Source organism: Alishewanella maricola, assembly GCF_016343785.1.
Lineage (GTDB): Bacteria > Pseudomonadota > Gammaproteobacteria > Enterobacterales > Alteromonadaceae > Alishewanella > Alishewanella maricola.
Window position 1 is genome coordinate 295035 of record NZ_JAEINI020000005.1, and the last position, 13966, is coordinate 309000.

The 13966-nt window shown below is 46.8% G+C and carries 14 protein-coding genes; 7 read left to right on the plus strand and 7 right to left on the minus strand.

Features of this window, described 5'->3' with window-relative positions:
- Nucleotides 1–54: 54 nt before the first annotated feature.
- On the minus strand, nt 55–2640 hold the full coding sequence (leuS, locus tag JAO78_RS10170) for a leucine--tRNA ligase (RefSeq protein WP_226751235.1): 2586 nt from the start codon (nt 2638–2640) through the stop codon (nt 55–57).
- 152 nt (nt 2641–2792) lie between these two features.
- On the opposite strand from leuS, the gene JAO78_RS10175 reads away from it, so the two are divergent.
- The 6 genes from JAO78_RS10175 (at nt 2793) to JAO78_RS10200 (ending at nt 8258) form a co-directional block, all read left to right on the plus strand.
- Nucleotides 2793–3257 carry a zinc ribbon-containing protein gene (locus tag JAO78_RS10175; RefSeq protein ID WP_226751236.1) on the plus strand — a complete coding sequence of 155 codons (465 nt, stop codon included), beginning with the start codon at nt 2793–2795 and terminating at the stop codon, nt 3255–3257.
- Nucleotides 3258–3498: 241 nt separating this feature from the next.
- Nucleotides 3499–4983, plus strand: coding sequence for a SulP family inorganic anion transporter (locus JAO78_RS10180; RefSeq protein WP_226751237.1), 1485 nt, complete (start codon nt 3499–3501; stop codon nt 4981–4983).
- Between the two features lie 13 nt (nt 4984–4996).
- Nucleotides 4997–5845, plus strand: coding sequence for a universal stress protein (locus JAO78_RS10185; RefSeq protein ID WP_226751238.1), 849 nt, complete (start codon nt 4997–4999; stop codon nt 5843–5845).
- 166 nt (nt 5846–6011) lie between these two features.
- The gene (gene nhaD / locus JAO78_RS10190) at nt 6012–7463 is read left to right on the plus strand and encodes a sodium:proton antiporter NhaD (protein ID WP_226751239.1); all 1452 of its coding nucleotides are present in this window, start codon (nt 6012–6014) and stop codon (nt 7461–7463) included.
- Nucleotides 7464–7519: 56 nt separating this feature from the next.
- Nucleotides 7520–7870 (plus strand): putative quinol monooxygenase, encoded by a 351-nt coding sequence (locus JAO78_RS10195; protein ID WP_226751240.1) that lies wholly within the window; start codon nt 7520–7522, stop codon nt 7868–7870.
- On the plus strand, nt 7815–8258 hold the full coding sequence (locus tag JAO78_RS10200) for a DCC1-like thiol-disulfide oxidoreductase family protein (protein WP_226751241.1): 444 nt from the start codon (nt 7815–7817) through the stop codon (nt 8256–8258). The genes JAO78_RS10195 and JAO78_RS10200 overlap by 56 nt, the downstream gene beginning before the upstream one ends.
- Here the strand turns inward: JAO78_RS10200 and JAO78_RS10205 are convergent.
- The 6 genes from JAO78_RS10205 to JAO78_RS10230 all read right to left on the minus strand — a co-directional run bounded on the left by JAO78_RS10205 (nt 8255) and on the right by JAO78_RS10230 (nt 13263).
- On the minus strand, nt 8255–9211 hold the full coding sequence (locus JAO78_RS10205; protein ID WP_226751242.1) for a hypothetical protein: 957 nt from the start codon (nt 9209–9211) through the stop codon (nt 8255–8257). The two genes, JAO78_RS10200 and JAO78_RS10205, sit on opposite strands and share 4 nt — an antisense overlap.
- A gap of 573 nt (nt 9212–9784) precedes the next feature.
- Nucleotides 9785–10567: an HvfC family RiPP maturation protein gene (locus JAO78_RS10210; protein WP_226751243.1), complete on the minus strand. Its 783-nt coding sequence runs from the start codon at nt 10565–10567 to the stop codon at nt 9785–9787.
- On the minus strand, nt 10564–11403 hold the full coding sequence (locus tag JAO78_RS10215) for an HvfB family MNIO-type RiPP peptide maturase (protein WP_226751279.1): 840 nt from the start codon (nt 11401–11403) through the stop codon (nt 10564–10566). Before JAO78_RS10215 ends, JAO78_RS10210 begins: the two co-directional genes overlap by 4 nt.
- A gap of 13 nt (nt 11404–11416) precedes the next feature.
- Nucleotides 11417–11971, minus strand: coding sequence for an HvfA family oxazolone/thioamide-modified RiPP metallophore (locus tag JAO78_RS10220; RefSeq protein WP_226751244.1), 555 nt, complete (start codon nt 11969–11971; stop codon nt 11417–11419).
- 149 nt (nt 11972–12120) lie between these two features.
- Nucleotides 12121–12843 (minus strand): cytochrome c biogenesis CcdA family protein, encoded by a 723-nt coding sequence (locus tag JAO78_RS10225; protein WP_226751245.1) that lies wholly within the window; start codon nt 12841–12843, stop codon nt 12121–12123.
- 15 nt (nt 12844–12858) lie between these two features.
- Nucleotides 12859–13263 (minus strand): thioredoxin family protein, encoded by a 405-nt coding sequence (locus tag JAO78_RS10230; RefSeq protein ID WP_226751246.1) that lies wholly within the window; start codon nt 13261–13263, stop codon nt 12859–12861.
- 175 nt (nt 13264–13438) lie between these two features.
- Here JAO78_RS10230 and JAO78_RS10235 point away from each other — a divergent pair, with 175 nt between their 5' ends.
- Nucleotides 13439–13957, plus strand: coding sequence for a sigma-70 family RNA polymerase sigma factor (locus tag JAO78_RS10235; RefSeq protein ID WP_226751247.1), 519 nt, complete (start codon nt 13439–13441; stop codon nt 13955–13957).
- The last annotated feature ends 9 nt before the right edge of the window (nt 13958–13966 follow it).

A 13966-nucleotide genomic window follows, 5' to 3' on the forward strand; every position in this document is an offset into this window, starting at 1 on the left:
CAGCCCGTGAGCAGACTTGCGATGAAGCAAAGGCACAGCAGACGGGCCCACATATTACGCTACCACCAAGTTAAGTAACTTACCGGGAACGTAAATGATTTTACGCGTTTCGCCTTCCGCTAAGTAACGTTGCACATTGTCATCTAACTTGGCCATCTCGAGCACTTGCTGTTGGCTGGCATCGGCAGGCACGGTGATTTTTGCCCGTACTTTACCGTTTATTTGTACCACTACCAGTTTTTCATCTTCAACCAGAGCCGCGTTATCAACTTGTGGCCAAGCGGCTTGCTCAATAGCTTGCTGATGGCCCAACTGCGCCCACAAGTATTGTGCAACATGAGGGGTGATCGGGTTAAGCAGTTGCAATAACGCAGTGCAGGCTTCGCGCATAACGGCGCGGTCTAGCGGGCTGGCTAAACTGGCTTTTTGTAATTTATTGGTCAGTTCCATTACCGCTGCAATTGCCGTGTTAAAGGTATAACGGCGGCCGATATCATCGGTCACTTTGGCAATGGTTTTATGCAGTTCACGGCGCAGTAGTTTTTGTTGGTCATTCAACGCACTGATCTCTAATGCACCTGGCTCCCCAGCCGCTTGCACATCGCTAATTAAGCTGTATACCCGTTTAATAAAACGGTGCGCACCTTCAACGGCCGAATCAGACCATTCTAACGTTTGCTCTGGCGGGGCGGTAAACATCATAAATAAGCGCACGGTATCGGCACCATATTGGTCGATCACTTTTTGCGGATCGATGCCGTTGTTTTTCGACTTTGACATCTTGCTCATACCGGCAGATAACACGGGCAGGCCATCGGCTTTTAGTGTCGACTGAATGATCCGGCCTTTTTCATCCCGCTCAATGAGCACATCTTGCGGTGAGAACCAGATTTGGCCGCCATTTTCAGCTTCGCGATAAAAGGTTTCAGCCAGAACCATACCTTGACATAACAGGCGTTTGAAAGGCTCATCACATTGCACTAAGCCAACGTCACGCAACAGTTTATGGAAGAAACGCGCATACAATAAATGCAGGATAGCGTGTTCGATACCGCCAATGTATTGATCGACGGGCAGCCAGTAGTTGGCTTTTGCAGGATCAAGCATGGCTTGATCGTAATCAGGGCTGCAATAGCGGGCGTAATACCAGCTCGATTCCATAAAAGTATCGAAGGTATCGGTTTCATGAAACGCAACCTGACCCTGATAATCGGTTTTTGCCCACTCGGCGTCAGCTTTGATGGGTGAGGTCACACCATTCATTACCACGTCTTCGGGCAAAATAACCGGTAAACGATCGGCCGGAACCGGCACAACAGAACCGTCTTCTAGGTTCAGCATCGGGATCGGTGTGCCCCAATAACGTTGCCGTGACACACCCCAATCGCGCAGGCGATAGTTAACCTTAACATCACCCTTACCCAGGGTGGCTAACTTGGCAGCAATGGCGTTAAAGGCTTCTTGAAACGCTAAACCATCAAACTCGGCTGAGTTTACCAAAATGCCTTTTTCAGTATAGGCTTGGCTGTTTAGATCGGTCACACTGCCATCGGCAGCCGTGACAACTTGTTTAATTGGTAGTTGATACTTGCTGGCAAATTCATAATCGCGCTGATCATGCCCTGGCACTGCCATGACAGCCCCTGAACCGTAGTCCATTAAAACAAAGTTAGCGACCCATACTGGGACTTGCTCGCCCGTTAACGGATGTATCGCGAAAATACCGGTTGCGCAGCCTTTTTTCTCCATGGTTGCGAGTTCGGCTTCGGCCATCTTGCCGCCTTTGATTTCTTCAATAAAGGCTGCCAAGGTGCTATTAGTTTTAGCGGCTTGCTGCGCTAAAGGATGCTGTGCCGCCACAGCCACGTAGGTAACGCCGTAAAGGGTGTCTGGGCGTGTGGTGTAAACTTCTAATTCACCGTCTTGACCGGCAATATCAAAACGAATGTTGATACCTTCAGAACGACCAATCCAGTTTTTCTGCATGGTGCGCACTTGCTCAGGCCATTCGGTCAGCTGCTCTAAATCTGCTAATAACTCTTCTGCATATTCGGTAATGCGGATAAACCACTGAGCCAGTTCGCGTTGCTCTACCAGCGCGCCTGAACGCCAACCGCGACCGTCAATAACTTGTTCGTTAGCCAATACACATTGATCAACGGGATCCCAGTTAACCGTGGCCATTTTTTTGTAAACTAAACCTTTTTCATATAGCTTGGTAAAAAACCATTGTTCCCAGCGGTAGTAATCCGGTTTACAGGTCGCCACTTCGCGATCCCAGTCGTAGCCAAAACCTAAACGCTTCAGCTGCGTTTTCATATAATCAATATTTTCGTACGTCCACTTAGCCGGTGCCGTTTTATGGTTAATCGCGGCATTTTCGGCCGGTAAACCAAACGCATCCCAACCCATAGGCTGCATAACGTTTTTACCTTGCATCCGCTGAAAACGGCTGACAACATCGCCGATGGTGTAGTTACGCACATGGCCCATATGCAAACGACCACTGGGATAAGGAAACATCGAGAGACAGTAAAACTTTTCTTTATTAGGGTCTTCCGTTACTTTAAAGGCGTTAGTGTCTTGCCACTGTTGTTGCAAGGTGGTCTCAATTTGCTGAGGATTATATTGCTGTTGCATTTACGTCTTCCAGAAAAGTCTTAGTGCGGGCCTGAGCGGTTGCAGTTCGCAAGGTTCGGGCAAAATTCGCTATAGCATACCTTAGGCGGGTTTTGACAACAATAACCAGCATCTTGTCTATACTTGATTTAACGCGCTAAAAGGAGTTTGAAATGGCTGAATTTAAAAAGAAGTACCAACAATGGCTGGCCGAGCTAACCGACACCCTTGAACAAGCCGGTCAACGTCAGCTCGATAATATGCTGGAGTTCAGTGAAATATTGCAGGCCTATCTTAAAGCCGGTAAGGATCTCAGTGCTTATGAAAGCCAATTGTTTGTCGAAACACTGAAACAACAATGGCAAGCGGCGAATACAGCGGAGCAGGCGCCATCGATGTGGAGCGAGGAATTATGGCAGCAACTTAGCCAAATTACTGATCGCACTCAGGTCGAATGGGTTGAATTGTTAGAAGATTTCAATCATCAAGGTGTTTATTATCAAGGAGAATATGTTGGCATGGGGCGCTATCGTTGTAGCCAGTGTCAGCAGAGTATTGATTACACTCACCCAGCTGAATTGCTGTGTTGTGCCACGTGTGGTGGTGTGCAATTTTTCCGAGATGGCTTGCCAGTTTAACCCGTATGGTCATGCCATAGCCTTTAACGGCAAAAAACGGTACAATCTCGCCCCTATTTTAATCTTGAGCTGCGTGTTACATGGGGCGAGCGAACGAGGATAGACCGGTGTAACACAGATCAATTGAAGCTAAGCAGCGCTAATCTGCTGTTTCAACGTTAACACTCGCCATAGGTGGCGCGACATTGTTACAACAGACAACTTAGTCTGTTCCCTCTTATTATTTCTGTTGGATATTTCTATGCTAAGTTCAATTCGTCAAAACTGGTTTTCGAACACCAGAGGCGATGTGTTATCTGCGTTAGTGGTTGCACTGGCTCTGATCCCTGAGGCGATCGCCTTTTCTATTATTGCCGGTGTGGATCCTAAAGTCGGTTTGTATGCCTCTTTTTGTATAGCGGTAATAACGGCTTTTGCCGGTGGTCGTCCGGCGATGATTTCTGCCGCTACCGGTGCCATGGCACTGTTAATGATTACCTTGGTGCGTGAGCATGGTTTGGAATATTTGCTGGCCGCCACTTTATTAACGGGTGTACTGCAAATTGCCTTTGGCCTTTGTAAGTTAGGTGAGTTGATGCGTTTTGTCTCGCGCTCGGTGGTGACCGGTTTTGTGAATGCCTTAGCTATTCTTATTTTTATGGCACAACTGCCTGAGCTGACTGGCGAGCATGGCACCACCTTGGTGTACGGCATGACTGCGCTGGGCTTGGCGATTATTTATTTGTTTCCTTACGTTACCAAGGCCATCCCCTCGCCATTAGTTTGTATCGTGGTATTAACCGCCATTGCTGTGTACTTTGGTTTAGATATTCGTAATGTGGCGGATATGGGCGAACTGCCAGACAGCTTGCCTATTTTCTTATGGCCTGATGTACCGCTAAATATTGATACGCTGGTTATTATCTTCCCATACGCGTTAGCCTTGGCCATTGTCGGTTTATTAGAGTCACTGATGACGGCCACCATCGTTGATGATTTAACCGATACCAGCAGTAACAAAAACCGTGAATGTGTCGGCCAAGGTGTGGCAAACATTGGTGCAGGTTTATTAGGGGGTATGGCCGGTTGTGCGATGATTGGTCAATCCGTTATTAACGTCAAATCAGGTGGGCGCACTCGTTTATCTACCTTATTAGCAGGTGTTTTCTTATTGATTTTTATCGTATTTCTGAGTGATTATGTTGGCATGATCCCAATGGCAGCCTTAGTGGCGATTATGATTATGGTATCCATTGGTACCTTTAGTTGGGCTTCGGTAAAAGATCTGCAAAAACACCCGAAAAGCTCATCAGTGGTGATGATTGCCACGGTTTTGGTGGTGGTATTTACCCATAACTTGGCTTACGGTGTGTTAGTGGGGGTGTTGTTAAGTGCGCTATTCTTCGCTAATAAAGTGGGGCAAATTCTGGCGATTACTGCTGAGTTATCAGCCGATGGTCATCAGCGTACTTACCGTGTTGTTGGCCAAGTGTTCTTTACCTCTGCGGAACAATTTATTGCCGGTTTTGACTTTAAAGAAGCCATAGAGAAGGTGCAGATTGATGTTAGCCGCGCGCATTTTTGGGATATTACCGCCATAAGCTCTTTAGACAAAGTGGTACTCAAATTCCGCCGTGAAGGGACTGAGGTCGAGTTGCTCGGTTTAAATGCTGCCAGTGCGACACTGGTTGATAAATTTGCGGTACATAATCGTCCTGATGCCATAGAAAAGTTGATGGGTCATTAACAGGAGTAATTTCATGACACAATTTGTTATCGCTTGTATCGATCCTTCGCCTTATGCTGAAGCCGTTTGTGATTATGCCGTCTGGGCCGCCAAACAACTGCAAGCACCCTTAACGATGTTGCATGCCATTGATAAAGCGCAGCATACGCAAACGCCTGATCTGAGTGGCAGTATTGGTTTAGGTTCGCAAGAAGTGTTATTGCAGCAATTAGCTGAGTTAGATGAAAAACACAGTAAGTTAGCGCTAGAGCGTGGCCGTTTAATGTTAGATGCGGCCAAAGCCCGTGCAGAGCAAGCCGGCGTTGCCAGCGTTGATGAACGTTTACGTCATGGCAGCTTAGTCGAGTCGTTAAAGGCAACTGAAGACGACACGCGGCTAGTGGTGATGGGTAAGCGGGGCTTAAGCAGCGCCGATGCGCACGGTCAATTGGGCTTACATGTTGAGCAAGTGATTCGCAGTTTGCAGCGGCCTATTTTGCTCACCCAACAACACTTTAAAACGCCGCAGCGCATTATGTTAGCGTTTGATGGGAGTGCCACTGCGCAGAAAAGTTTAGACATGCTCGCTGCTAGCCCATTGTGTAAAGGTTTACCGGTGCATTTAGTGTTTGCCGGTATGCCTGAGCAGGCCCCAGCGTTAGACGAAGCCGCAATCTTGCTGCAACAAGCGGGTTTTGAGACGAAAACCGCACTGGTTGCTGGGGATCCAGAAGAAGTACTGCACCAATATCAGCAAGAGCATCATATCGATTTGTTGATTATGGGTGCTTATGGTCATTCGCGGATCCGTCAGTTTATCGTCGGCAGTACCACGACCGCGATGTTAAGTAAGGCGAAATGCTCGCTACTGATCTTGCGCTAAGGGTGAGAGATCAAATCCGTTAAGACTAAAAGCTAACTACAATTTAGCGTGCAGAGCAGAATAAGCTCTGCACGCTATGAAAAAAGGGCGTATCATATGTCCTCAATACCAGCGCTGAGGCGCAGGTAGAGACCACCCGCATAAATTGACCTAAATAGAAGCCATCATGTTAAACCTCAGATCCCTTTTGGTGTTATTGAGCTGCCTTGCCCTTTACCCATCCACAGCGTTAGCCGAGACAGGACCCATAAATTTAACTGCAAGCCCGATTGGTATTATTGCCTTAGGACTATTCTTTTTAGCTTATTTACTTGTTATGGCTGAAGAGAAAATTCAATTACGCAAATCGAAACCGGTATTAATAGCTGCTGGTGTTATTTGGGCCATGATTGGCTGGCGCTACATGGAAGCTGGTTTGGCTGTTGAATCGGAGTCTGCGTTTCGACATACCCTATTAGAATTTTCAGAGTTAATGCTGTTTTTATTGGTGGCGATGACTTACATCAACGCCTTAGAAGAGCGACGTTTATTCGATGGTTTACGCGCTTGGCTTATTCGCTCTGGCTTTAGCTATCGCACCTTATTTTGGATCAGTGGTATTTTAGCCTTTGGTATCTCTTCTTTTGCCAATAACATGACTACCGCTATGCTGATGTGTGCCGTGGTAATGAAGGTGGCTGAGGGTGATAAGCGTTTTATCAACTTGTCCTGCGTGAATATCGTAGTGGCCTCTAATGCCGGTGGTGCGTTTATTCCGTTTGGTGACATTACTACGTTGATGGTGTGGCAGGCGGGGATTATTACGTTTAATGAATTTTTTACCTTGTTTATTCCGGCCGTGGTCAACTTTTTGTTACCTGCGGTCATTATGAGCTTTTTCGTCGAGAAACGTTCGCCCAGCGGCCACTCTGAAGCGGTAGAATTAAAGCGTGGTGCTTTACGTATTATGTGCTTGTTTCTACTCACCATCGCTACTGCGGTGGCCTTTCACTCATACTTCGGTTTACCACCGGTACTTGGCATGATGACGGGTTTGGGTTACTTACAGTTTTTCGGTTTCTTTTTACGTAAAACCTTACCAGGTTCTTTGGCCCGCAAAAAAGCTATGGCGGAAAGAGCCGGCGATATCGAACGGATCCGTTCACTGGGTCAAGTCGTACCTTTTGATGTGTTTAGCCGGGTTGCCCGCGCCGAATGGGACACGTTACTCTTCTTCTACGGGGTAGTGGTATGTGTCGGTGGTTTAGGTTTTATTGGTTACCTCGAGTTATTATCGACGGCACTTTATACTAACTGGGATCCAACATCGGCTAACGTGGTATTAGGCCTGATGTCGGCCGTAGTGGATAATATTCCAGTGATGTTCGCTGTATTAACAATGAACCCTGAGATGTCGCATGGTCATTGGTTGCTGATTACGCTAACAGCGGGGGTAGGCGGTAGTTTATTGTCTATCGGCTCTGCGGCAGGGGTAGCGTTAATGGGCCAAGCTCGGGGTAATTATACCTTTGTTGGTCATTTAAAGTGGGCGCCAGTCATTTTATTGGGCTACGCTGCCAGCGTGATGTGCCATCTATGGCTTAATGCTGAGTTGTTTACTATTTTCGGTCGGCCTTAATGTTAGCCGCCTCGCCTGATGTTGCGGGTGAGGCGGTTTTTTACAGCGAGTGAGTTATGTCAAAAAAAGTTTATTGTGTGGCACAGTTTCTGCCAAAAGCGGGTAAAGAAGCTGCTTTATTTAAGGTATTACAGAGCCTTGAGCCAAACACGCTGCGTGAGGATGGGTGCTTGCAATACATTGTGACACGTCAATTAGCTAGCCCCTTTGCTGAAGGTAAAAGTTTCCCTATTGCCTTTAATGAAATTTGGGCGGATATAGCCAGTTTTGAAGCGCATTGTCAGCGAGCAGAAATCAAACATTTCTTTGAAACCTACTGTGTTGCAGATGATGGGTTAGCCGCAGATTGGAATGTCTGTATTTATACCGATGAGCCTGCTGAGTATGACGCCCCCCAACTTGGCTGAAGCAGTGCTTGCTGAGTCAGTTTCAAGCTTAGCACTGTTTTATGATGAAGGCTGCCCGGCGTGTCGGTTTTACAGTCGGCGTGTGCGGTTACAAGCTACTTTGGGGCAGTTGCAGCTCATCGATGTAAGAGCTGAACCCCACTATGCACAGTTGTTAGCTGGCGCGGGGTATCAGATTGAGCAGGGGATGGTGCTACGCGTTGCTGACAGTTGGTATGGTGGGGCAAATGCCTTGCAGATGCTAGCACTACTCAGTAGCCGTAGTAATGTTTTTAATCGGTTTAATTTTTGGTTATTTAAATCGCCACGTCGCGCCAAAGTGTGGTACCCCGTGCTGCGCAGTGCCCGTAACAGCTTGCTTTGGCTGTTACGGTTGCCAAAAATTTAGGCCACTTGCTTTTCTGCTAAATGTAACTCCATCATCGCTTTCAATAACCGGAATAAACGAATAGCGGCATCAATTTCTTCGCGACGATTGGTTAGGCTTTCCACGTTCAAACCCAAAGGTAGGTCAAGTGCTGCACAGTGATGCAGGATTTGTTGCAGGTTATCGCGGCAAATTTTAATCGATTCGTTCAACGGATTGGCCGCATCTAAAATACGATACTTACTGCCCTCAGGCACAGAAATACCTAGCCACTGCATAAATGTTAAAGTTTGCTCACCGCCACAGGGGGTAAAAGTCAAAATAATACGTTTGGGGCTGATACCTTGTTGCTTACAGCTTCTGGCATAGCTGGTGAGTAAATCAATAGTGGCTTGCGCGTTATACACCGCTTGCGAAATAAAGAACTGACAACCTTGTGCCGATTTTTCAATCAGCCGCAAATGTTCGTTGCCTTTTTTAGCATGGCGCTCAGCAATGGCCACACCGCCTAAATGAAACTGGGCATCGTGTGCGGCTAACTGCTGATAAGCTTCTGGCAAGCTGAGTTTGATATCACCATTAGAAGAGGGACTACCCACTAACACAAGATTACGTAAAGCATATTGCTGCTCTGTTTCGGTGAGCCAGGTATGAAATTCCGCCGCATCACGCTGGGCCACACTTTTATAGGTGATCACATCTTGCTGTGCGAGTTCACGTAGTAATACGCTGTAATCGCGCGGATCTAAGGTACTGTGAAAAGGAAAAGGCCGCTCTGCAGCTACGCGGCTGCTTTCATCTTGAATATCATAAACAATTAACCCGTCGTACTCGATTTCGTTTAAACGGGCCAACAGCTTTTTAGCGATACGTGTGGTTTTTTCGATATCCGTACCGGCTTTTGGCGGTGTGGTGCCAATCAAATAGACACCCTGTGCCGGATCAGTGATTTTTTGCTGTAAGGATAATGCCATGGTACTTATACCCCAAATTGCGATACCGTTAGTATACACCTATATGGACGTCTGGCCATCTAAATTTCTAGGTTTTTAACTTTTGATATCATTAGGCTGCGAAGGTTTGTATTTACGTTTGTATCTGACAGCGAAGCTTGCAGCTTGCAAAACGTTAAACGCTGCGTAAAGCTTCGGCTGGAGCACGCTGTAAATACCTCCTTGTACGCTCCTCTTTTTCATCCTTGAAAAAGACGTCTCCAGCCAAAGTTTACTTCGCTATTAACTCGTTCAGCATCAATCCGAAGTGTTTGTGCTTTTAATCCCATTACGTTGCAAGCCGGGCAACCTGGCGCGGCTAAGGTTTTAAGACGAGGGGTGTTTGAGCGAGGCAAGGTAGTGCCGAACGAGTTACCTCGTCGCCTTGGTCGTGTTAGGTTGAGCCGGGCTTTCGCCGCAATGTAGGGTCGCATTTTCTTTGGATACTTTCTTTTGGCGACGCAAAAGAAAGAATCTCGCCGCAAGGTGAAATACTGACTAGCAGTTAAGGCTTAGTTATTGAAATTATTAAATTAACAGTTAGAAACTGAGTATTCAGCTGATTTGCTCGGAATCTGACCCCGAAGCTATGTCTGGAGCACGCACAATTGCGCCAGCCGCTGCCCATTGCTGCATTAACGGCAAAGCCGCTGCCGTTAACTGGGTAGGGCTAAGTTGCGGCAGCATTGGAGCAAGCTGCTGAATATGCTCGGATAGGGACTGCCCGGGTTGTTGTTGGATATTATGTAATAACAATAAGGTAGCCTGATTTAAACTGACAAAAATCACCTCATCAGCCAAATCGCGATAGATCAAAAAACACTGTAGCTCAGCTGGCGTGCTGGGTTGAAAGTCTTTACTAATTTGCTGTACCGGAAATTGATAGGCGCTCAGTAGTACCAGTTCTGACAAGGCCAGTGCTGCCGTACCGACGTCATCTGCAGCAAGTGGTTCAACCGTTTGGGTGGCTTTGACGGTGCCGACATAGAGTTCTGCCCATTCATAATGCGCTAGCTCAGCCAGAAATGGCGGATCCTCGGCAGTCAGTGTGTATTGTTGTAAAAAGCTGACAAATTGCTCGGCGATATGCAAAAAATAAGGTGAGTGACAGGCATAGTCACGAAAAAATGCGGTTTGTAACGCCAGCCAGGCTTTAGCTGGGTACAGGCTGTGTAATACCGGGAAGGCATTATCAATAAAGCCGCGCACATTATTAAAAAACAATTCTTGGTAAACCTGTAAGCGCTCAGGCGCTAAGGTTGCTACGGCACTAGGTGGTTTATCAGGATTGCGGATCGCCTTAGCAAAATCTCGTTGCGTTTGAGCTAACTGGCTCATGAGGCTTGCCGCTCTAATTGACGCTGTGTGTGTTGCAATTGTTTGATATAGCGTAGTTCCTGACAAAGCTGTGTTATGGCCGGTACGTTAAAATCACGTTCATATAACGTTGGTTTTACCCCATGGTGTTGATAAGCCGCTTGCAGCAATTGCCATACTGGATCGGGCACATCGGCGCCATGGGTATCAATTAATAGGTTTGCTGTTTGCTGGTAGTGCCCGGCTACATGATAATAGGCAATGCGCTCAGTTGGCATCATTTGTAAAAAGGTATTGGCGTCATAACCATGATTAACCGCATTAACGTAGATGTTATTCACATCCAGTAACAGCTGACAGTCGGCTTCTTCTAATACTGCCTGTAAAAAATGCTGCTCGCTTAATTGCTGATCGGGTGCAACATAGTAAGAGACATTCTCTAAGATCAGCGGGCGCTCTAAAATATCTTGCACCTGCTTGATGCGGCCAGAAACATAATGGATGGCTTCTTCAGTAAAAGGGATTGGCATTAAATCGTACAGATGGCCATCGGCAGAGCAATAACTCAAGTGCTCGCTATACTGCAAAATCTGATGTTCATCCAAAAACTGTTTTACTTGCTTAACAAAGGCCACATCTAAGGGATCGGGGCTGGCAATCGATAGCGATAAGCCATGACAAAAAAACGGATACTGTTCGGTTAAGCGCCGAAAATCGCGTTGCAGTTTACCACCGTAAGGTAACCAGTTTTCTGGTGCCACTTCAAAGAAATCAATGTCTGCCGGTTTTAGCTGAAGCAATTCCGGCAGCATTTCACGGCGCAGGCCAAGGCCCGCGCTGTGCTTGTCGAGTGACAAGGGCAGGCGTGACTTAGATAGAGCCACACTTACCTTCGCCACATTTCATTTCTTGTGCTTTATCACTGGCTTTTTTCTTGGCATCCATGGCCTTGTCAGCACCCGCCGCTTTCGCTGCGTCAGCTTTATCATGGGCGTGTGCTTTCATCTCTGCACCACACTTGCCTTCACCACACTTCATTTCTTTGGCTTTGTCGGCCGCGGCTTTTTTCATGTCGCCACCACATTTGCCTTCACCACATTTCATTTCTTTGGCTTTATCAGCAGCGGCTTTTTTCATGTTTTCGCCACATTTACCTTCGCCACACTTCATTTCTTTGGCTTTATCGGCCGCGGCTTTTTTCATGTCTTCGCCACACTTGCCTTCTCCGCACTTCATTTCTTGCGCTTTATCTTTAAGTTTAACCTTTACGCCTGTGCCGGTTTCGGTGTGATTGTGCAGTTGATAGGCCATGGTCAGTTGTTGTGCTTGAAACGGGTTATTGTTCGTTTCGGCATTTACAGTAGCGGAACCCAGTGCTAAAGCACCTAGGGCTAGGGTAAGTTGTGTTTTGGTTAAGCTGTTCATGTGAGATCCTTGTTGTGTGTTTCATCAGCGCCCGTTGCGGCACTTTTTATCGCCACTCTGTTTTGTCTTAGCCTAAACAGAAGCGGGTTATCTGTAAAGTATAGCTTGATCGTGTCTCAATGGTTTTGCTGTGCCACGATTCAAACCAATTAATAGGTGGTAATTAAATTTAACCAGGTGTCAGGCAGGTTATCCGTAGCCCAAATCAGTATCATTTGATCGGCTCCCGTTAAAATCAGTAGACCCACCAACAATAAACTGTAGCCAAGAACTTGCCGTGCTTTTTCTCCACCAGCGGCGATTTTGGGTAAAAAACGTCGTGCGGAACCGGCAAACAGATAGGCGATAGCAATTAGCGGCAGTGCGGCGCCAATACCAAACACCAGCATTTGCACGCCCGCGTTAACTAAACTACCGGAGTTACCGGCGAGGCCCAATGCCGCACCGAGAATGGGGCCTGCGCATGGGCTCCAAATGGCGCCCAGCATTAAGCCTAACCAAAAGGCACCACCGGGTTTTTGTTCCAAGGTTGTAGCCAGTTGGTCCGCTTTAGCGGCTAAGGGCGCAAAAAAGCCGCTGCTGCCTTGCTTGAACCAAGGCAATACTAAGGCTAAACCAAATAATACCAATAAACTGGCAAACAATGGCCGGGTAACACTATCACTTAGCCCAAGCACACTGCCAAGACCATGCAGCAGCATGCCCATCAAAGCAAAACCAATGGCCAAACCCATACCCGTAAATACGGGAGCCAATTTATGTTTTGCTAAGCCAGAACTGGCCATTACGGGCAGCACCGACAAAATGCACGGTGATAACGTAATTAACATACCCGCCAGTAATAGCAGTGGTAACAGGCTAAAATCAATCATTAACCGACTCCCGTGTTATAGCGCTTTTAGCATTTCAGCTTTAATCGCTTGTTCGTCAGTTAAACCGCGAGTGAGTGACACTAATTCCCCTTTATTCACGACGATAATGGTGCTTTGTCCGGTAACGCCAAAGCGATTATTTAATGCCTTCTCTGTTACTTGGTTATATTGCAGCACTTTTAGATCGCTAAATGCAGGGTCCTTTAACAGCGCTTCAATGACAGGAACTTGTTTCGCACACACTGGGCAACCGGGTTTAGTAGCAACTAGTACAAAGCTACCTTGTTTTTCTGCCTCGACTAATTGTGCTGCAGAGTAAGCGGGTAAGACAAAGTTAGTGGCATTCACTTGCGGAGCGGTGAATAGCGCTACGGCGAAAGTTGCAGCTAGAGCAAAGGTTTTTAATGAAGTACTTAACATAATAACAATCCTATTGTGAGAGTAAAAACCGCAAAATGCGATGTGTTCAGGGGTAATTGGTGAGAAAACTAGAAAAGGTTACAGAAAAATAATTTTTTTTTGCTGTAACTTTTTGTCGTGTTATCGTCAATAACAAAGCAGTGGGCCGTCGATAGCCATAGAAACAGGATTAAACATGAACGACTGGCAGGTTCTGTTAGAACGAGCCCAGCAGGGAGATAAGCAAGCTTACAGTGCTTTTTTAAGCGCCATTGTACCGTTTTTGCGCATGCGAGCACGGCGCTATGTACCCGCGCAACATTTAGACGACTTTGTGCAAGAGACGTTATTAACGGTACACCGTATTTTGCATACGTATCAAGTTGGCTTACCCGTTGAACCCTGGCTTAGTGGCATTTTGCGGCATAAATATTTTGAAAGTCGTCGTCAAATTGCGGCAAATGAACATCAATCGTTAAGTGATGAAGACAGCTGGCAGCCTAGCGTGCCTTTGGATGAAGATGAACAATACCAAGCCGTTAGTCATTTACTGGCGCCGCTGAATGCGGCACAAGCACAGGTGTTGTATGCCACCAAGGTAGAAGAGTTGTCGATAGATGAAACCGCCAACCTGATGCAGCGCAGTTCGTCTTGGGTTAAGGTTAATGTGTTTCGAGCTATTCAGCTGTTACGCAGCGAATTACATGAAAAATAAATAAGGTTA

Bases quoted from the DNA above. Each gene is read 5' to 3' on its own strand.
- leuS (WP_226751235.1), bottom strand. From the start codon at position 2,640: ATGCAACAGCAATATAATCCTCAGCAAATTGAGACCACCTTGCAACAA.
- JAO78_RS10175 (WP_226751236.1), top strand. From the start codon at position 2,793: ATGGCTGAATTTAAAAAGAAGTACCAACAATGGCTGGCCGAGCTAACC.
- JAO78_RS10180 (WP_226751237.1), top strand. From the start codon at position 3,499: ATGCTAAGTTCAATTCGTCAAAACTGGTTTTCGAACACCAGAGGCGAT.
- JAO78_RS10185 (WP_226751238.1), top strand. From the start codon at position 4,997: ATGACACAATTTGTTATCGCTTGTATCGATCCTTCGCCTTATGCTGAA.
- nhaD (WP_226751239.1), top strand. From the start codon at position 6,012: ATGTTAAACCTCAGATCCCTTTTGGTGTTATTGAGCTGCCTTGCCCTT.
- JAO78_RS10195 (WP_226751240.1), top strand. From the start codon at position 7,520: ATGTCAAAAAAAGTTTATTGTGTGGCACAGTTTCTGCCAAAAGCGGGT.
- JAO78_RS10200 (WP_226751241.1), top strand. From the start codon at position 7,815: ATGTCTGTATTTATACCGATGAGCCTGCTGAGTATGACGCCCCCCAAC.
- JAO78_RS10205 (WP_226751242.1), bottom strand. From the start codon at position 9,211: ATGGCATTATCCTTACAGCAAAAAATCACTGATCCGGCACAGGGTGTC.
- JAO78_RS10210 (WP_226751243.1), bottom strand. From the start codon at position 10,567: ATGAGCCAGTTAGCTCAAACGCAACGAGATTTTGCTAAGGCGATCCGC.
- JAO78_RS10220 (WP_226751244.1), bottom strand. From the start codon at position 11,971: ATGAACAGCTTAACCAAAACACAACTTACCCTAGCCCTAGGTGCTTTA.
- JAO78_RS10225 (WP_226751245.1), bottom strand. From the start codon at position 12,843: ATGATTGATTTTAGCCTGTTACCACTGCTATTACTGGCGGGTATGTTA.
- JAO78_RS10230 (WP_226751246.1), bottom strand. From the start codon at position 13,263: ATGTTAAGTACTTCATTAAAAACCTTTGCTCTAGCTGCAACTTTCGCC.
- JAO78_RS10235 (WP_226751247.1), top strand. From the start codon at position 13,439: ATGAACGACTGGCAGGTTCTGTTAGAACGAGCCCAGCAGGGAGATAAG.